The sequence below is a fragment of the Neisseria flavescens genome (assembly GCF_001618065.1).
Classification (GTDB): domain Bacteria; phylum Pseudomonadota; class Gammaproteobacteria; order Burkholderiales; family Neisseriaceae; genus Neisseria; species Neisseria flavescens_A.
This window is the reverse complement of sequence record NZ_LAEI01000045.1, coordinates 1-18,189: the sequence shown is the minus strand read 5'-3', so window position 1 is coordinate 18,189 and position 18,189 is coordinate 1. Positions and strand designations below refer to the sequence as shown.

Below are 18,189 nucleotides of genomic sequence, written 5' to 3'. Positions count from 1 at the left end.
TATTTACTAATTATTTTTATCGTATGTAAATTAGTGTAATCAGTCAAGCAGATTTAAACGCTTTATTCCCTTTCAAACGGCCTCTTGATTCAGGTCAAACAGAAGCCTGCTCATCAGGCTGTTCAAACTGCCATTTCAAGGCATCGGCCAATGCTGTCCTGCGTTTTTGATGGCATCCCACAGCCTGACACAATTCCTCCGCATTTCCCCAAAACACAAAACGTTCACGCGCACGGGTAATGGCCGTGTAAAGCAAAGCCTTATCCAAACCTCGGGCTTCCTCTTCACTTTCCGTCGTTGCAGGCACTGACGGGGGCAACAGCCATACTTCCCGATATTCCGAACCTTGGCTCTTATGCACCGTCATGGCAAAAGCCGATTCAAAATCAGGCAAACGGCTGATGGCAATTTTTTTGAATCCATCTTTCTCAGGAAAATAGGCAGACAAGCCATTCAACGATTCTTCATCTTTCATAATCAGCCCGATGTCGCCGTTAAACACTTCCAGCATGTAATCATTGTGCGTAATCATGATGATTTGTCCGGCAAACCAAGGCGTTTCGCCCGAAGCCTTGCCTTGTCGTTGCAGGTATTCTTGATAAGCCTGATTCAAATCATCCGCATCCTGCCGCCAAGCCGCCAATACCACCACATCTGCCGCATGACCATAGGCGAGTGCGACATTATTCTCTGCCACAGCCTGCCAATAATCCTGTTGCTTTTGATACAGCAAGGCGACCTGCTCTTTCAGACGGCCTGATTTCATTTCCAATTCTTTGGGGAACTTGTCAAACTGTTCGACCGCAGTTTGCTTTTCCCCGGACACCACCGCCCTTGCCAAACAGCCGATACCGCTGTCTGCACCAAAACGGTGACTGAACGTCAATTTGGCATTGTTTTGCGATAAAGCCTGTGGCCGCTCTTTAATCTCAAAGCCATGATTGGGCAGGTACACTTCCAACTTTCCAGCAGTTTCTTTATCCAAAGCCGTTGGACGCGACAATGCCGCCAATACGGCTCCTAACCCAACCGACGGCAACTGGTTTTCATCGCCAAGCAACACCAAACGACAACCGGTCGGCACGGCGCGCAATAAATCCAACACCAGCGGCAAATCCAACATCGAAGCCTCATCCACTACCAAAACATCCAATGCAAGCGGATATTCATGATTGAACGCAGGGCGCATTTGCGGCGGCCGCAATTTCAACAATCGATGGACAGTCTGTCCTTCCAATTTTTCCAAATGCGCTTTAATGCTCGGAGACAAATCAAAACCATCCAAAGCACGCTGCAAAGCCCGTGCCATATGCGCAGCCGCTTTGCCCGTCGGCGCGGCCAACGCAATACGGGGCAGCTTCGTACTGTTATTGCAAATCAGGCCCAAAAGCTTTGCGACGGTCGTCGTCTTACCCGTGCCCGGACCGCCGGTAATCAGCATAAAGTTTTGCAGCAAGGCTAAAGCCGCAGCATCCCGTTGCTCTTTGCTGTCTTTAGGATCAAACCAATCGCTCAGGTTTTTTGAAGCCGCCATGAAATTCACTTCTTCCGCCTCGGCACTTGCCAGCCGTTTGATTTCGACAGCCAAATCATGCTCCAACTGCCACATCCGCCCTAAAAACAATTTCCGGCCTTGCAGGATAAGCGGTTTATCCGCATTGCCGACCAAATTCGGCAAGTTGCTTAAGGCATCGACATCCGCTTTATCCAAGTAAATAAACGAATGCCCGTTTTGCAAGGCTGCAAACAGTCGAACCACATAAGGCTCAATAACGGATGCGCCCTGTACTTCGTGGCGGCGGAAAAAAGCTATGGCCGCATCTGCGGCAGAGGAAAGGATGGAGTCGGTCGGATTCATGGCTCAAGCTTGATTGATACGGAAAAAGAAAGGCCGTCTGAAAAACAGTGTTTCCATAAATGAAAACCTATTTTTCAGACGGACTCTATTATACCGTTCAAAGCATAAAATATTTGCCTGAAATAATAACCTTATTGCAGCACTTGCAGGCTGCCGTCTTTCATGGTCATTACCCGGTCGAAACGCTCAGCCAGCTCGTCATCATGGGTCACCACAATCAGGCTGGTGTTTAATTCGCGTTTCAAATCCAGCATCATGTCCAGCACATTTTGCGCATTTTTACGGTCAAGGTTCCCCGTCGGCTCATCTGCCAACAGGCATTTCGGCTCATTAACCAAAGCACGGGCAATCGCTGCACGCTGACGCTCACCGCCGGAAAGTTCGCTCGGACGGTGCAGCATACGTTTGTCCAAGCCAACCTTTTCCAGCATCTTGACAGCCTTCTCCTCAGCCATCGCCTTGGGCATTTTGCCGATTAAAAGCGGCATCATGACATTTTCCAAAGCAGAAAACTCAGGCAATAGATGGTGGAATTGATACACAAAACCCAAATAACGGTTGCGCAATTCGCCCAACTGTTTTTGGCTTAAACCGCCCAAATCCTGATTCATCAATATTACCTTGCCTTCAGACGGCATATCCAAACCACCAAGAAGGTGCAGCAATGTAGATTTACCGCTGCCTGACGAACCGATGATACTCACGCTTTCTGCTTCGGCAACTCCAAAATCCAAATGATTCAACACTTGTACATTCAATGCGCCATCATTATAGCTTTTGCCAACGCCGGTACATTTCAAAATTGTCTTATTCATAACGCAAAGCCTCCGCAGGTTGGGTTTTTGCTGCACGCCAGCTCGGATACAGTGTGGCAATAAATGCCAAACCAAGCGAAATGCAGGCAATAACGGCGACATCCTTCAAGTTCACATCACTAGGCAGGTAATCGATGAAATAAACCTGTGAGTTAATCAAATGCACGCCAAACAGGTCTTCAAAAAACGCGACAATCTTACCGACATTCCAACCCAGCAAGACACCGCATACCACGCCCACAAGCGTACCGAAGAACCCCGCAAATGCGCCCTGCACCAAGAAAATCTTCATGACGCCGCCTGGGGACAAACCTAAAGTGCGCAAAATCGCAATATCGGCTTGTTTTCCGTTACCGCCATTACCAAAGACGAGACGAGGTTAAACGCAGCAACCGCGATAATCAGTGTCAAAATGATGAACATCATGCGTTTTTCCAACTCAACGGCTTCAAAATAGCTGCGGTTGTTAAATGTCCAGTCCCGCACCCATACTTCATCTTTTTTAGCATCAGGAATCAACTTAGCAATGAAAGACGGCGCATTCTGAGGATCAACCAATCGCAAACGCAGCCCACCGACATTTTCTCCCAGTCGATACAAGACTTGCGCATCCTTGATATGCGTCATGGCCAAGGTATTATCGACTTCATAAACACCGGTTTTTACCACACCGACCACATTAAACTGCTTCAAGCGCGGCACTACGCCGGCAGGAGTGACATTACCCTCTGGCGTAATCACTGTAACCTTGCCGCCCATCTCCGTGCCCAATGCCTCAGCAAGCCCTTGACCCAAAATAATATCAAATTCGCCCGGCTTCAAATCGTCAAAACTGCCGGCCGGCATATCCTTGCCGTAATCAACGACATTTTTTTCTTCAGACGGCAAAATACCGCGTATTTGTACACCGCGCACTTCCCCGGCATTAGCAAGCAAAGCCTGATCGGAAACATAAGGCGCACTGGCCAATACTTCCTTTTTGCCTTTTACAAATTCGCGCAAATTCTGCCAACCCGGCGCACTGCCGACATCGTAATAGCCGATTTCCGCATGAGGCGCGACGTTCAATAATTGACCGCGTATCTCTTTCTGAAATCCGTTCATCACTGATAGCACCACAATCAGTGCCGTTACGCCCAAGGCGATACCGGCGATTGAAATCATGGTAATAAATGACATAAAGCCGTTGCGTTTTTTCGCACGCAGATAGCGCAGGCCTATCCAAGTTTCTAAAGAAGCCATTCAAAAATGCCTCATTCGTTTGTCAAAAAAGGCTTATTGTACCGTAAAACCGACAGGTCGTCCGATTGCCCGACTGATGTAGCATTCAGGGATAAAGTGTATGTAAAACCATGTATCTTCCCGTAAATTCCGCCGAAAAACTTGCACAATCTGCCAATCACCCTTATTCTGAAGCTGTGACACACTTTGTCACCATCAAAAAGGAAATACACTAATGAACAGCAAAAAATTCTTGGCCCTCGTATCCGTAGCTGTAGGTTTGTCATTCAGCTTCAATGCATATGCCGCCAAAGAAATCAAAATCAGTTCAAACAATACCGCTTACTCCGACGCCGATGTTCAAAAACTGGCAGCCACTGCTGTCGGCATGGGCGTAAAAGAACCTGTCAGCCTCAACAGCGGAAACGGTGTTATTACCGTATCCGGCAGCAGTGCAACCAAATGCGCATTCAAAGTCGGCAACGGCGATACGCCTCAAATTCAAGGCGTAAGCTGCAAATAATCTGATTTCATCAATGAAAAGGCCGTCTGAAAAACATTCAGACGGCCTTTTTATATTGGCATTTAAGATTGGATATTTCTTCTATCGTAAACAGCCTGCGCCAAAGTACCGGCATCCACATATTCCATTTCGCCGCCCAAAGGGATTCCCCTTGCCAATCGGCTGACTTTATAAGGAAGATTTTTAAACAATTCCGCCAATACATACGCTGTCGCATCGCCTTCGGCTGTGAAGTTGGTGGCAATGATAATTTCCTCAATATTACTCGCCTGCAAACGGGCAACCAGTTTATCTAACGCTACTGCCGAAATATCCATGCCCTGCGCCGGACTGACTTGCCCCATTAGAACAAAATACAGTCCATCATGGCAATTGGCCGCCTCCATACTGGAGACATCCGCCGGCATATGCACAATCATCAAACGGCTTTTATCGCGTTTTTCGTCTGCGCAAATTTCACACAAATCGCCTTCGCAAAATGTGTTGCACATCCGACAATGCTGCACCTGCTTCAAAGCAAATTGTAAAGCGTCCACCAATTCCTGAGCCCCTTCGCGTTTGTACTGTAAAAGCTGGTAGGCCATACGTTGTGCAGATTTCGGGCCGACATTGGGCAATATTTTTAATGCATTAATCAAGCGGACAAAGGCATCAGGATTTTTACTCATGATTTCAGACGGCCTTTAAAAAGATAGCTAAAAATAAGAGAACAGCCGGAATTCTTCCGGCTGCCCTACTCTAATATTCTGCTTATTCGGCAGCATTATTAACTTGTTGTGCACCTTGCGTACGATCGATTTTCTTATCCAAATACTGGAGCAAGGCATCGAAAACATTGGCGGAAAGCTGCTGAACCAAAGCCTGTTTGGCAGCCGGAATCTGTGAATCGGCATTTTCAGGAGCAGAAACGCTCTGAACTTCCATAATCACTGGTGCAGGCATACCTTCCAACAATGCGTACGCAGGTTTACCGCCGACAGGGTGCGCTTTCAACAAAGCTGCATAAGCCTCCGGAGACATGGTTTTACGTGCATCTTGCGCACTCAATTGAGAAACAGGCGACCATTGAACATCGGCAGCTTTACCGGCTTTCAATGCGGCCAAAGTTTCCTGGGCTTTTTTCTCTGCCAGTTTGGCGGCTTCAGAGCGCTGATATGCTGCACGGACATTGTCTTTGACTTCCGCAAATGGTGCGATTTTCTCTTCGCGCACTTCTTTCGCACGAATGACCCAAACGGTATCGTTGTTGATGGCGATCACTTCAGAATTGTGTTTTTTCTTCAGTACATCATCACTAAACGCGGCATTAATCAATGCTTCAGGCAAGCCGGCTTCCTTCGCACCCGCTTTGGTCACCCATCCATCCAGGCTTTCTACTTTCAAACCTGAATTGGCGGCTGCTTTTGCCAGAGAAGACGGATCATTGAAGGTATCTTCACCCAGTTTTTCTTTAGCGGCATTAAAGGCAGAAGCCGCTTTTTTCAGTTTCAAGGCTGCTTCGATACGCGCTTTGGCTTGTTCTAAAGTCGGTTCAGCTTCGACATTCAAAACTTTAATGACGTGATAACCCAAAGATGATTTAACGGTATCGCTAACTTCGCCTTTGCCCAATGCAAATGCCGCTTTATCAAACTCTGGCCCGAAGCCGCTGCCGCCGCTTTTGCTCAGGTAACCCAAGTTGCCGCCTTTGTTGCTGCTGGACAGGTCTTTAGAATACTTAGCCGCCAGTTCGGCAAACGAATCTGGATGTGCTTTAAGCTCCGCAGCCATTTTGTCCACTTCGGCTTTAATTTCCGCATTGCTTGCTTCATCTCCATTAGGCATAACCGGAATGAAAATATGCGCAATTTCGGCTCTTGGCGACAAATCTACGCTTTTGCTGTCGTAAGCTTTTTGTACTTCTTCCGCACTGACGGTTTGTTTGTCAGCCAAATCTTTGATGTTCAAAGCTACATATTCCAGCTTAACGGCTTGAGGAATCAAGTAATCTTTCTTATGCGCTTCATAATATTTTTGCAAAGCCGCATCATCTACTTTGACTTGTGCAGCAAATGCTTCAGGGCTGAACGTAAATGAACGGATGGTACGCGTTGCTTGAGTCAGGTTAATCAACTGACGCGCTTGCGCATCACTGACCAGAGCACCGTTTTGCACCAAATTCAACAGATTTTGCAATTGGAACTGTTCACGGATATCTTCAACGAACTGATCCTCGGTCATCCTGCGTTGATCCAAATATTTCTTGAGCAAATCCTGACTGAATTTACCGGAAGCATCATGGAAATTCGGATCATCCACAATAACTTGCTTGATTTGTTCCTGAGACACAGCGATGCCCATCAGCTTGGCGCCCTGCTTCAGGTAAGCTCGTTGCAATAAAGATTGGAATATAGCATCACGCGAAGGCGCATTATTGCCTGCGGCCTGCTCATTCTGTATCGCAATCTGTAAAGCATGCTCGCTGACTTTCTCATCCCCGACTTTAACAATGTAATCAGAACCCGGCGAAGACAAATTATTGGCACCGAATCCGATAAAGGTCAGACCGATGATACCTAAAACAATCTGGGCGGGTGTTTTATATTTTTCAACAATATGGAACATATTTATCCGAAAGAAAAGTTTGGCGTGGCAGACGCAAAATGCTGCCGCAAAAATCTTAAAATCCTGAAAACAGGCTCAAAGCGCGTATTGTAACGTATTTTTTCGAGGCTTGCTTTTTCAGACGGCCTAAAAACCTAAAAATGCCTTATCCGAAAATTTCCTGATACGCTTCTACTGAAAATCCGATATGAACCTGTCCTTCTTTGACCAATACAGGCCGCTTGATGATGCTGGGATTTTCCACCATCAAAGCAATCGCCCCTTCTTTTGTAGCGGCAGATTCTTGTGCACCTTTATCCAACTTGCGCCAAGTCGTACCTCTTTTATTGAGCAAAATTTCCAAAGCTGCCTGCTCCAACCAGCCATTAATCAATTCAGCAGTCGGGGCGTGTTTCTTAAAATCTACAAACTCAAACTCGATACCGTTTTCCGCCAACCAACTGCGCGCTTTTTTAACCGTATCGCAATTGGGAATACCGTATAGTTTTATCATTTTATTTATCCTTAGTTTTATTCATAAAATCACGAATTCAGGCCGTCTGAAACTTTTCAGACGGCCTGAATTGAATGCCACTTATTTCTTAGCTGCTTTCTTCACTTTAATCTTCACGCTTTTGCCTTGAGCATTATTTTTACGCCCAGCTTTGACGGAAGCTGTTTTCGCCTGCGCTTTTTTCTTGCTTGCGGCTTTAGGTTTGCTTGGCTTGGCCGGCTTGGAGGCAGGTTTACTTTTCACCTTGCTCTTCTTTGCCTTCACGGGAGCGGCCAACGCTTCATCAATTTCTTTAGCCAAAAGTTTACGCTTACGCTTTTCGACAGGTTTGTCAGTAGCTGTCGGCTTGCTCACAGGTTTCGCTTTTCTACTGCCGCGTTTCTTACCGACTGAACCGCCGCTGATTAAGGTCAAATCAATCTTGCTGGTATCTAAATCGGCACGCGCGACTTTTACAGTGACCGTATCGCCCATGTTGAAACGGACACCGCTGCGTTCGCCCTCAATCGCCATAATTTCAGGACGGAAGTTGAAATAATCCTCTCCCAAATCACTGATATGAACCAAGCCGTCGATATGAATATCGTCCAAGGTTACAAAAATGCCGAAACTGGTCATGCCCGAAATCTTACCACTGAAGACTTCGCCGACTTTGTCGCGCATATAATAAGTTTTCAGCCAGTTTTCCACATCGCGGCTGGCATCATCGGCTCGGCGCTCACAGAAAGAGGTATGCACGCCCAAAGCCTGCCAGGTTTTATTGGGTTGGTAAGTTTGTCCGTTCAATACAGCCTTAATGGCACGATGGACCGTCAAATCCGGATAACGGCGGATAGGCGAAGTAAAGTGTGCATATGCGCTATAAGCCAGACCAAAGTGACCGTCGCAATGCGGCTCATAAACCGCCTGCTGCATAGAACGCAGCATCATCACTTGTAACAATTCCGCGTCCGGACGGTTTTTAAATTGTTCGGCAAGCGCAGCATAGTCTTTCGGCGTCGGATTATCACCGCCACCCAAACTCAGCCCCAGCAAACCAAGCTGCTCACGTAAAGTGGCCAATTTTTCGGGAGTCGGACCCAAGTGATTGCGGAATAAAGCCGTATGTTTGTTTTTCAGCAAAAATTCTGCCGCGCAAACATTCGCCGCTAACATACATTCTTCAATCAATTTGTGCGCATCATTACGGATAACGGGAACGATCTTGTCGATTTTACCGTTGTCGTCAAAAATCATCTGGGTTTCAACGCTCTCAAACTCAACCGCGCCACGCTCGAAACGTTTTTTCTGCAAGATTTTAAATAACTTATACAGAGTATCGATTTCCGGTTTAAACAGATGATCCTGGCCGTCTGAAATCCAATCCCAAACTTGATTGTAAGTCAGTCGCGCATGTGAACGCATTACTGCCGGATAGAAACGGTATTCCTTGATATTGCCGGCATAAGTAATCACCATATCGCACACCATACACAGGCGTTCAACATCAGGATTGAGCGAGCAGATGCCGTTGGACAACTTCTCCGGCAGCATCGGAATCACGCGGCGTGGGAAATACACGCTGGTACTGCGTTCCTGAGCATCTACATCAATTCCGTCATCAGGACGGACATAATGGCTGACATCGGCAATCGCCACCACCAAACGGTAATTGCGGCCGACTTTTTCAGCAAAAACCGCATCGTCAAAGTCCCGCGCAGTTTCACCGTCAATGGTTACCAAAGGCAAATCGCGTAAGTCCACACGCCCTTTCAAGTCGGTTTTACGCACATGATCAGGAATTTTCTTCGCGGCTTTGACACACGCTTCGCTGAATTGATGAGGCAAATGGTGCTTGCGTACAGCGATTTCGATTTCCATACCGCTGTCGGCATAATCGCCCAACACTTCAATCAGCTTAGCCACTGCAGGACGATGCGCTTCAGGATACGTCTCAATTTCAGCCACAATCACTTGGCCGGATTGCGGTTTAAAGTGCGCCACGCTTTCAGGTTCCAGCACAATACTTTGGCTCAAACGCTTGTCTTCTGCCTCTAAAATAGCCACACCGCGATCCATATAAAAACGGCCGACCACTTTAGACTGCGCACGCTCCACTACATCTAAAACCGTACCTTCACGACGGCCTCTGCGGTCAATACCGGCAGGACGCACGGTAACAATATCCCCATGCATCACGCCGCGCATCTGACGTTCATACAAAATAAAATCACCCTCGCCTGTCGGCGTTAGCGGCACGGCAAAACCAAAGCCGTCTTTATGAGCCTCGACACGGCATTTAACCAATGCCAATTTTCTGCAGCACATACCGCGCCACGTCGGTTGATCAACACCTGACCATCGCGCGCCATCGCTTTTAGACGGCGTTCGAAGAATTCATATTCATCTTCTGCAATCGACAATTCATGTGCCAAAGCTTCGATTTTTGTCGGCACACCTTTTTGTTCCAATAATTCAATGACCCATTCACGGCTGGGCAACGGATGAGCGTAACGTTGTTTCTCCCGCTCCAAATATGGGTCTTTTTCTCGTAAATTTAAAGATTTAGTATTTTTGTTCATTTTGATAGTTGACATTCTTTTTTTAAAATATATAATAGCTGCTTCTTCGCAGTTCAGGTAGTCAACTCTACCTTAAATTCGAAGAACTAAAAGCAAAGGCCCTAGGTGGCGGTAAATTGGTTAGACGTCGCTAGTCTTCAGGTGCTAGTGTTACCTCACGGGCGTGGAAGTTCGAGTCTTCTCCTGGGCACCAAGTAATTTGGTGCTTACTTTGCTTAAGAAAATTTAAATTAGCCCAGGTGGCGGAATTGGTAGACGCGCTAGCTTCAGGTGCTAGTATCCTCACGGGTGTGGAAGTTCGAGTCTTCTCCTGGGCACCACTGATAAATCAATCAGTCAGGTTTTACATTATTCTGATAACAAGTCAGGATAATAGTCCACAGAGAGGTGGATGAGTGGTTTAAGTCGCACGCCTGGAAAGCGTGTATACGTGAATAGCGTATCGAGGGTTCGAATCCCTTCCTCTCTGCCAGATACTAAAGACACCAGCTAACGGTGTCTTTTTTCATATCTGCCCTTCTTAAAAATATTACACCACACTTTTATTTCTATTACCCTCTAATCATAAACCTGCCACTCATTCTTATCTTATACTAAACTTTAATAATTAAAGGCCGTCTGAAAGTTTTCAGACGGCCTCTCTTAAAGCCTACCAAATCCCGAACCATTGTTTATCAGACTGCTTTTTATCACCGTTCTGCTGCTCATGATTTTGACGGCGAAATTGCCAAGGTGCTTGCGGATTATCTTTTTTCCATAAGCCTTTACGCTTTTCCTTGGCTTGTTTTTGCGCGGCCGAATAGTCGGTGTAGGCGGTTTTACTTTGTTGTTTTTTGGCATAACTTTCATAATGCCATGCGGCGCCATCCCGTATTTGCATTAAATTCAAGTCAATCGTGCCGACTGATACTTGGGCAACTTCGCGCTGGTAACGGTCGGCTTCAAATACGCGCACTTTGGCTTTTTTATTCAATGCGGCATCAATCAAATTGTCTCGTGATTGCGTACCATAAGCCTGATTGATTTCCGGTGCATCAATATAAGCCATACGGATTTTGTGTTTTCGGCCGTCGCTATCGATAATGTGCACGGTATCACCATCATGGATTTTGATGATTTTTCCGTTGTATGTGTAAGTTTGTCGCGATGACTTTTGTTTTTGTTTCTGTTCTTGCTTAGGTTCAGCTTCGGTTTTGGTGTCAGATGTGGCTTTGACGACATTTTCTCCCAGCCATTCATTGACCTTTTCCAAACCGATATTGTCGCCTTGTGCCAATGTTGCAGCAACGCTTACCCCGGTACGAATCAACTCAGTATCGCGTGAGCTGTAACCAAGTGCGCCCAAAACGGATAAAACAACGGGCAACCATTTTATAATTTTACTGATTTGCATATTTTGCCAAATTGAAGGCCGTCTGAAAGACCTAATGCACTTTCAGACGGCCTTTTAAGATTGATTAATCTTCATTAATCCTGACAAGGCAGGATGACTTTTGCGCCTTCTGCCGTACCCAAAACCAACACATCGGCGGCATCGCGGGCAAAAATACCGTTTTCGAGTACACCGGTGATTTTGTTGATTTCGTCTTCCATTTTCAGGGCTTGATCGATATTGAGGCCGTGAACATCAACGATTTGGTTGCCATAGAAAGTAGTATAGCCGACACGCAACTCAGGCTGTCCGCCCATGGCAAGCAGTTTGCGCGACACCAGCGAACGGGCATTTTCAACCACTTCCACCGGCAATGGGAATTTACCCAAACGGGAAACATATTTGCTTTCATCGGCGATACAGACAAATTTATCCGATGCGCTGGCCACGATTTTTTCGTTCAAATGCGCACCGCCGCCGCCTTTAATCATTTGCAGTGCGTGGTTGACTTCGTCTGCGCCGTCAACATAAACCGCCAAACCCATCACATCATTCAGTGAAACTTCTGGAATTTCGTATTTTGCCAAAAGCTCGCTGGATTTTTTGGAAGTAGATACGGTACCCTTGATTTTCTTACCGCTTTTACCCAAAGCTTCGATAAAAAAGTTAATGGTAGAGCCGGTGCCGATACCGATGTATTCGTTTTCAGGAACAAATTCCACCGCTTTTTCGGCGGCAATGCGTTTGAGTTCGTCTTGAGTTGCCATGTCGTCAATCTTTCGGTTTGAATGATGAAACGATTTTAAGCCCTTAGGCTTTAATCAGCAATACTGCCACCTGCGCCTCGATGGCTTCCATACGCCCCAGATAGCCAAGTTTTTCGTTGGTTTTGCCTTTGATGTTGACGCAGTTTTCAGGCAAGCCTAAATCTGCGGCAATATTGGCGCGCATTGCCGGAATATGTGGCGCGAGTTTGGGTTTTTGTGCAATCACGGTCGTATCGACATTAACCACCTTCCAACCCAATGCCTGCACGCTTTGATAAGCCTCGCGCAACAGCACACGGCTGTCAGCATCTTTGAACTCGGCCGCGGTATCAGGAAAATGACTGCCGATATCGCCCAAACCGGCCGCGCCCAACAGGGCATCGGTAATCGCATGCAACAGCGCATCGGCATCGGAATGACCCAGCAAGCCTTTTTCAAATGGAATGTTGACGCCGCCGAGTATCAAATCTCGTCCTTCAACCAGCTGATGGACATCGTAGCCCTGTCCGACACGGATATTCATGTTTGTTTCCTTAAATAATGGGTTTTGATTGTTCAGACGGCCTTGAGCAACAATCTGACAATGTATTCGTCTTGCGGCAGCGTCAATTTTAAATTGCGCGTATCGCCCTGCACTAAGCGCGGCCGGATACCCAGTTTCTCAACTGCTGATGCTTCATCCGTAATTTCACTTAAATCATCAACCGATAAAGCACGGTGTAACAAGGCCGTCTGAAAAAGCTGCGGCGTTTGCGCCTGCCATAATCCTGCGCGTGCAACGGTTTCATCAATATGATGACTGCCATCTGAGCGCTTGAGCGTATCAGCCACCGGTATGGCCAAAATACCGCCTTCATCATTCTCACCCGCCTCATCAAGCAAACGCGTTAACGCTTCAGCAGGCAGGCAACAGCGCGCGGCATCATGAACCAAAATGTTATCTTGCGCCTCGGCCAAACCTTGCTCCAATAAAACGGACACACCATTGCGTACCGTTTCGGCACGACTTGCGCCGCCTACTCGAAAGACGCGTACTTTCTCAGACAGGGCCGTCTGAAAAACCGAATCTTCCGGCGAAAGAATAACAGCAATTAAATCTATGCGGGGGTGTTGCTCAAAGATTTCTATGGTATGTTGCAATACGGTTTTACCATTGATTTCAACATATTGTTTAGGTTTACCTGCGCCAAATCGCGCACCGATACCGGCAGCAGGAATCAAAGCGATATTGCGGCGTATCATGCTGACGCTCCGGCATTGGCCTCATCAGGCGTCTCGGCCTTGCGCCATACACACGCTTCGCCCAAATCGTCCAAATATTTTTCATGTGCGGCCAGCTCGTCCGCATTGGCTTTGATGACTTTCAACTGCGACGTACGTTTGGTTTCCGCAATAACGGTTTGTTTGACTTCGCCCTCTTCTTCCGTCTCGCCGCCCATCAGATCGAATTGCTGACGCGTCATGGCAAGATAGACTTCACCCAAAAGCTCGCAGTCGATTAGCGCGCCGTGCAAGACCCGTTTGCTGCGGTCAACGGAAAAGCGGTTACACAACGCATCCAAGCTCGCCTTTTGCCCCGGAAACATTTCACGCGCCATGGCCAGCGTGTCGGTGACTTTGCAACCCAGTTTCTCGATAGAAGGCAAACCCATGCGGCGGAATTCCATATTCAGGAAGCCGACGTCAAACTTGGCATTATGGATAATCAGCTCTGCGCCACCTATAAAGTCGGCAATCTGTTCACCCACTTGGGCAAACGGCGGCGCATTCTTCGCTTCCAATACTTCAATCGTCAAACCATGCACCTTCGCCGCTTCCTCCGGCATATCGCGTTCCGGGTGGACATATAAATGAAGGTTGGAGTCGGTCATTTGGCGGTTGATCATTTCCAAGCCGGCAAATTCGACCAGACGGTCGCCGTTTTCAGGATAAAGACCCGTGGTCTCTGTATCGAGGATAATCTGACGTTGGCTCATGGTTGGTGGTTTCTGCAATTATCAAAACGCCTTGAATCATACTGAAGGCCGTCTGAAATGTATAGTCAGCAAAACTTTAGCTGCTTTTTAAATGCCTTTTTACGACTGGATTTTTTCAGACGGCCTTTATTCTTTTTATTTAATAGCCATCTATTACGACATTTTTGAGTAGAAAACCCAATTTCTAAAAAATTTTTTAAATTTAATTTCTTTAATAATCAATATTTTACTTATAAATTAAATAATAGGAACAATTATCATTTGCAAATTTAAAAAATCTCCGTATAATACAACCCATCGAAACAAAACAACCGCACAACAGAATGAAAGGAGAAGAAAATGCCCGAAAGTATTTTTAAGCAAGTCTCCCTTGATATTCTGAGACTGCACCAACAAGCCATCCGCTCTTTGATCGCCACCAAGTGTTGCGACGAATGCGAAGTACATGACGCAGTATTCATTACTTTAGATGGCCGATATTATGTTTGGCTCCCTTGTATGGGCAAATCGCCCCAATCAGAAACCGGCATCCTGCTGATTGAAGATGAAGACGGCAATACACGCTTGAGCTGGGTTGCCGGTACACGCGAAGTCAAGCAAAAAGACAGTCTGTACAACCGCGTTGTTTCCGCCCTGCAAAGAAAAATGCAGCGCACGAAAAACAAGTTTATCCAGTCGGCAAACGCTCGATTGCTTGAACTTACGCCTCAGCAAGGCCGTCTGACGACAAACAGCAAAGATTTCTCGCTTTCACCACATGACCTGATGAAAGCACTTTATCCGGCAACACATCAAATAGGAGAATTTGCCCTGTAACAGTTTTTGGTAGTGGTTTGTGTTCCTTTTGCGCCCCTTAACATTTTAAAGGGGCGATTTTTTTGCCCCTACTTTTCAGACGGCCTAAACATCGGTTTTCCAGTACAATAAAGGCCGTCTGAACATTTCCTACTTTTCAACCAACCATGCAACTGCTCAAATACATCCAATCGCAAGGCCTCGGCAGCCGCAAGCAATGCCAATGGCTGATAGACAATGACTGCATTGCCATTAACGGCGAAATTCATAATCGTGCCAAAGACGATATCGATCCGTCTCAAGTGCATACTTTGTCTGTTGCCGGCGAAGAAATTTCCGCCGTCCCCATGCCCTATTTCTACATTCTGCTTCATAAGCCTGCAGATTACGAGACTTCGCACAAACCCCAGCAATATCCGAGCATCTTCAGCCTTTTTCCCGACCACATGCGCAATATCGATATGCAGGCAGTCGGCCGCTTGGATGCAGACACAACCGGCATTATTCTTATTACCAACGACGGGCAATTTAACCACCGAGTTACCTCACCTAGACATAAAGTTCCGAAGCTCTACCGCGTCACTTTGAAACATCCTGCCGACGATACCCTTTGCACCACACTAAAAAACGGCGTCCTCCTGCATGACGATAATGAAACTGTCGCCGCAGCCGAAGCAGTATTGGCCGACCCAACCACACTGATGATGACCATTACCGAGGGTAAATACCATCAGGTCAAACGCATGGTTGCAGCAGCAGGCAACCGTGTCGAGCAGCTCCACCGTGAGAAATTCGGCGACTGGAATGTCGATGATTTAGCCGCCGGAGAATGGAAATTTATCCAGATTTAAAAAATTCCAAATTTTTTTGATAAATTTTTAAACAATATGGATTTTTATTTATTTAAAATCAAATATTTAAACATTATTATTTTTATTTAACAGAACTTAACACTGTAAAGACTGAACTATTGTATAATTTGCCTGTCTGAGTAACACTTGCTTCGAAAGAAGTGAGTAAGTGAGTAAGACGTTTTCCCCGTAATGTGTTTGGCCATCTATACTTTCCCCTTAGTATAGATGGTTTTTTTATCTAAAATTTGGCAATCAAACGAATGCACTTTCAGACGGCCTTTCTCATCTAAAGAAGCCATCATTACTAAACCTCATCTCCCACTCATTAACTTGCCATTATCCCTTTTCTCTTTCTCGTCTCTTCCGCATCAATCTGTGCCGTTCCAATTTCAGACAAATCGTTTTATAGAAAGAAAAACTATCGGCAACTATCCAAGCTAAGGTTACAGGATGTTATTAGACAACCTTAGATAAATACCATCTTTGTTGCCGGCATATTTGAAAGCACACCTTAGTGCTATCCAATCTCCTCACAACAACCCTTTCCCATATCCCACTTTTCAGACGGCCTTTATCGTTACGGCTCTTTCAATCATTCATATCGCTTCAGCCAAATTCTCTGTTTGCAGGTTTCAATACCAAGAAAACCAGATAAAACCACTAAAAATTCTTCATTCCATGGTTTTTTTAACTAAAACTCTTTTCAGACTTTAGTCAAGATTCGTTAAATCTTTGCGGTAAAATGTTGTCTTTATTTTTATGCATCTGAGTATTTATGTCTTCCAATCAACCCCGTCAAACCTGGTCCAACCGCTTGACTTACATCCTTACCGTTGCCGGCGCAACTGTCGGCTTTGGCGCAACTTGGCGTTTCCCGTATTTGGTCGGTGAAAACGGCGGCGGCGCGTATGTGTTTCTGTTCTGTATCGCCATGCTGATCATCGGTATTCCGATGATTTTGGTGGAAAACGTCATCGGCCGCCGTAAAGGCGTGAACGCGCTGGATGCGTTTGGCGGCACAATGAATGGCAAACCCGTTGCCAAAGTTTGGAAATTGGTAGGCTGGATGGGCTTGCTCGGCGCATTCGGCATCATGGCCTATTACATGGTGCTCGGCGGCTGGGTGATCAGCTACATCGTCAATATCATCGGCGGCAATTTGGACATTTCCAGTCCGGTTTCCGGCGAAGTTACCAAAAGTTTCTTTACCGAACACATCGAAAACAGCCCTTGGGAAATTGCCTTTTACACCTTCCTATTTGTGGTCGTAAACCAATGGATCTTGGTCAAAGGTGTGATCGGCGGTATTGAAAAAGCGGCAAAATACCTGATGCCTTTGCTGTTTTTATTCCTGATTGCGATGGTTGTGCGCAACGTTACCCTGCCGGGTGCAATGGAAGGCATTACCTTCTATCTGAAACCTGACTTCAGCAAAATTACAGCCGAACTGTTCGTCTTTGTTTTGGGACAAGTATTCTTCGCCTTAAGCTTGGGTTTCGGCGTGATGATTACGTTATCCAGCTATCTGGATAAAAACGAAATCTGGTTCAGACGGCCGTAATTACCGCGATTACCAACACTTTGATTGCCGTCTTGGCCGGCTTTATGATTTTCCCATCCCTCTTCAGCTTCGGCGTCGCTCCTAACTCCGGCCCGACGCTAGTGTTCCAAAGCCTGCCGATCGTGTTTTCCAATATGTGGGCAGGCCCTGTGTTTGCAGTGATTTTCTTCTCACTGCTTCTGATTGCCGCGCTGACCACTTCTCTGACCATTTATGAAGTGTTGATTACGACCATTCAGGAAAAAACCAAAATCCGCCGCGCAGCCGCGATTACCATCGTACTGGCAGGTATTTTTATCTTCGGTAATATTCCTTCCATCTTAAGCTACGGCCCATGGAAAGATATTTCCGTGTTTGGTAAAAACATTTTTGATGCCTTTGACTATATCAGCGGCAATATCCTGTTTATGCTGACCGCGCTTGGCTCTGCCTTGTTTGTCGGCTTCGTGATGAAAGATGAAGCGAAGGAGGAATTGCTCTACAAAGGCAACCATACCACCGTCAATATCTGGTTTGCTTATGTGAAATACCTCGTACCGTTGGTGATTCTGCTGATTTTCATCAGCAACCTGTTCTGATAAGCAAGCATATAAAAAGGCCGAGACCTTTGCAAAATTCCCCAAAATCCCCTAAATTCCCACAAAGACATTTAGGGGATTTTCCATGAGCACCTTCTTCCAGCAAACCGCACAAGCCATGATCGCCAAACACATCGACCGTTTCCCACTATTGAAGTTGGATCAGGTGATTGATTGGCAGCCGATCGAACAATACCTGAATCGTCAAAAA

13 protein-coding genes, 2 tRNA genes and 4 pseudogenes are annotated in these 18,189 nt (G+C 46.4%); 7 read left to right on the top strand and 12 right to left on the bottom strand.

Translation table 11 applies throughout. The features are described 5' to 3' along the window. Positions 1-94 precede the first annotated feature (94 nt). The 3 genes and pseudogenes from recD to TW89_RS06965 all read right to left on the bottom strand — a co-directional run bounded on the left by recD (position 95) and on the right by TW89_RS06965 (position 3,915). Positions 95-1,858, bottom strand: a complete 1,764-nt coding sequence (gene recD / locus TW89_RS06975) for an exodeoxyribonuclease V subunit alpha (RefSeq protein ID WP_128580964.1) — start codon at positions 1,856-1,858, stop codon at positions 95-97. Between the two features lie 131 nt (positions 1,859-1,989). Next, positions 1,990-2,673, bottom strand: coding sequence for a lipoprotein-releasing ABC transporter ATP-binding protein LolD (gene lolD / locus TW89_RS06970; RefSeq protein WP_128580963.1), 684 nt, complete (start codon positions 2,671-2,673; stop codon positions 1,990-1,992). Further along, positions 2,666-3,915, bottom strand: a pseudogene (locus tag TW89_RS06965) (lipoprotein-releasing ABC transporter permease subunit). Before TW89_RS06965 ends, lolD begins: the two are co-directional and overlap by 8 nt. Before the next feature lie 214 nt (positions 3,916-4,129). On the opposite strand from TW89_RS06965, the gene TW89_RS06960 reads away from it, so the two are divergent. Beyond that, entirely contained in the window at positions 4,130-4,417 is a 288-nt protein-coding gene (locus TW89_RS06960; RefSeq protein WP_128580962.1) for a hypothetical protein, read from the top strand. Between the two features lie 62 nt (positions 4,418-4,479). Here the strand turns inward: TW89_RS06960 and recR are convergent, their stop codons facing one another. The 4 genes and pseudogenes from recR to rnr form a co-directional block, all read right to left on the bottom strand. After that, positions 4,480-5,085, bottom strand: coding sequence for a recombination mediator RecR (recR, locus tag TW89_RS06955; protein WP_128580961.1), 606 nt, complete (start codon positions 5,083-5,085; stop codon positions 4,480-4,482). 82 nt (positions 5,086-5,167) lie between these two features. Next, positions 5,168-7,021, bottom strand: coding sequence for a SurA N-terminal domain-containing protein (locus tag TW89_RS06950; protein WP_128580960.1), 1,854 nt, complete (start codon positions 7,019-7,021; stop codon positions 5,168-5,170). Positions 7,022-7,166: 145 nt separating this feature from the next. After that, positions 7,167-7,514: an ArsC family reductase gene (locus TW89_RS06945; RefSeq protein WP_128580959.1), complete on the bottom strand. Its 348-nt coding sequence runs from the start codon at positions 7,512-7,514 to the stop codon at positions 7,167-7,169. Positions 7,515-7,595: 81 nt separating this feature from the next. Beyond that, positions 7,596-10,075: pseudogene (gene rnr / locus TW89_RS06940) on the bottom strand (ribonuclease R). A gap of 233 nt (positions 10,076-10,308) precedes the next feature. Here rnr and TW89_RS06935 point away from each other — a divergent pair. Further along, a tRNA-Leu gene (locus TW89_RS06935) sits at positions 10,309-10,395 on the top strand. 61 nt (positions 10,396-10,456) lie between these two features. Beyond that, positions 10,457-10,547: transfer RNA gene (locus TW89_RS06930), tRNA-Ser, on the top strand. Positions 10,548-10,724: 177 nt separating this feature from the next. Here TW89_RS06930 and TW89_RS06925 read toward each other — a convergent pair. From TW89_RS06925 to dnaQ, 5 genes are all read right to left on the bottom strand, one after another. Next, on the bottom strand, positions 10,725-11,468 hold the full coding sequence (locus TW89_RS06925) for a thermonuclease family protein (protein WP_128580958.1): 744 nt from the start codon (positions 11,466-11,468) through the stop codon (positions 10,725-10,727). 74 nt (positions 11,469-11,542) lie between these two features. Further along, positions 11,543-12,214: a ribose-5-phosphate isomerase RpiA gene (gene rpiA / locus TW89_RS06920; RefSeq protein ID WP_128580957.1), complete on the bottom strand. Its 672-nt coding sequence runs from the start codon at positions 12,212-12,214 to the stop codon at positions 11,543-11,545. A 43-nt stretch (positions 12,215-12,257) separates the two neighbouring features. Continuing rightward, positions 12,258-12,737 carry a 2-C-methyl-D-erythritol 2,4-cyclodiphosphate synthase gene (gene ispF, locus TW89_RS06915; protein ID WP_128580956.1) on the bottom strand — a complete coding sequence of 160 codons (480 nt, stop codon included), beginning with the start codon at positions 12,735-12,737 and terminating at the stop codon, positions 12,258-12,260. A 32-nt stretch (positions 12,738-12,769) separates the two neighbouring features. Then, positions 12,770-13,456 (bottom strand): 2-C-methyl-D-erythritol 4-phosphate cytidylyltransferase, encoded by a 687-nt coding sequence (gene ispD / locus TW89_RS06910; RefSeq protein ID WP_128580955.1) that lies wholly within the window; start codon positions 13,454-13,456, stop codon positions 12,770-12,772. Further along, the gene (gene dnaQ / locus TW89_RS06905; protein ID WP_128581045.1) at positions 13,453-14,190 is read right to left on the bottom strand and encodes a DNA polymerase III subunit epsilon; all 738 of its coding nucleotides are present in this window, start codon (positions 14,188-14,190) and stop codon (positions 13,453-13,455) included. Before dnaQ ends, ispD begins: the two co-directional genes overlap by 4 nt. A 339-nt stretch (positions 14,191-14,529) precedes the next feature. On the opposite strand from dnaQ, the gene TW89_RS06900 reads away from it, so the two are divergent. From TW89_RS06900 to TW89_RS06885, 4 genes and pseudogenes are all read left to right on the top strand, one after another. Continuing rightward, complete coding sequence (locus tag TW89_RS06900) at positions 14,530-15,006, top strand: hypothetical protein (RefSeq protein WP_003683363.1); 477 nt, start codon at positions 14,530-14,532, stop codon at positions 15,004-15,006. A 146-nt stretch (positions 15,007-15,152) separates the two neighbouring features. After that, a complete protein-coding gene (locus tag TW89_RS06895; RefSeq protein WP_128580954.1) occupies positions 15,153-15,836 on the top strand; it encodes a 16S rRNA pseudouridine(516) synthase in 684 nt (227 codons plus the stop codon). A gap of 778 nt (positions 15,837-16,614) precedes the next feature. Further along, positions 16,615-17,978: pseudogene (locus TW89_RS06890) on the top strand (sodium-dependent transporter). An 85-nt stretch (positions 17,979-18,063) separates the two neighbouring features. Beyond that, positions 18,064-18,189 (top strand): annotated as a pseudogene (locus TW89_RS06885) (IS5/IS1182 family transposase); the annotation flags it as partial.

Coding starts and splice junctions, on each gene's coding strand:
- recR (WP_128580961.1), bottom strand. CDS start 5,085: ATGAGTAAAAATCCTGATGCCTTTGTCCGCTTGATTAATGCATTAAAA.
- ispD (WP_128580955.1), bottom strand. CDS start 13,456: ATGATACGCCGCAATATCGCTTTGATTCCTGCTGCCGGTATCGGTGCG.
- lolD (WP_128580963.1), bottom strand. CDS start 2,673: ATGAATAAGACAATTTTGAAATGTACCGGCGTTGGCAAAAGCTATAAT.
- TW89_RS06950 (WP_128580960.1), bottom strand. CDS start 7,021: ATGTTCCATATTGTTGAAAAATATAAAACACCCGCCCAGATTGTTTTA.
- recD (WP_128580964.1), bottom strand. CDS start 1,858: ATGAATCCGACCGACTCCATCCTTTCCTCTGCCGCAGATGCGGCCATA.
- TW89_RS06960 (WP_128580962.1), top strand. CDS start 4,130: ATGAACAGCAAAAAATTCTTGGCCCTCGTATCCGTAGCTGTAGGTTTG.
- TW89_RS06900 (WP_003683363.1), top strand. CDS start 14,530: ATGCCCGAAAGTATTTTTAAGCAAGTCTCCCTTGATATTCTGAGACTG.
- TW89_RS06925 (WP_128580958.1), bottom strand. CDS start 11,468: ATGCAAATCAGTAAAATTATAAAATGGTTGCCCGTTGTTTTATCCGTT.
- ispF (WP_128580956.1), bottom strand. CDS start 12,737: ATGAATATCCGTGTCGGACAGGGCTACGATGTCCATCAGCTGGTTGAA.
- rpiA (WP_128580957.1), bottom strand. CDS start 12,214: ATGGCAACTCAAGACGAACTCAAACGCATTGCCGCCGAAAAAGCGGTG.
- TW89_RS06895 (WP_128580954.1), top strand. CDS start 15,153: ATGCAACTGCTCAAATACATCCAATCGCAAGGCCTCGGCAGCCGCAAG.
- TW89_RS06945 (WP_128580959.1), bottom strand. CDS start 7,514: ATGATAAAACTATACGGTATTCCCAATTGCGATACGGTTAAAAAAGCG.
- dnaQ (WP_128581045.1), bottom strand. CDS start 14,190: ATGAGCCAACGTCAGATTATCCTCGATACAGAGACCACGGGTCTTTAT.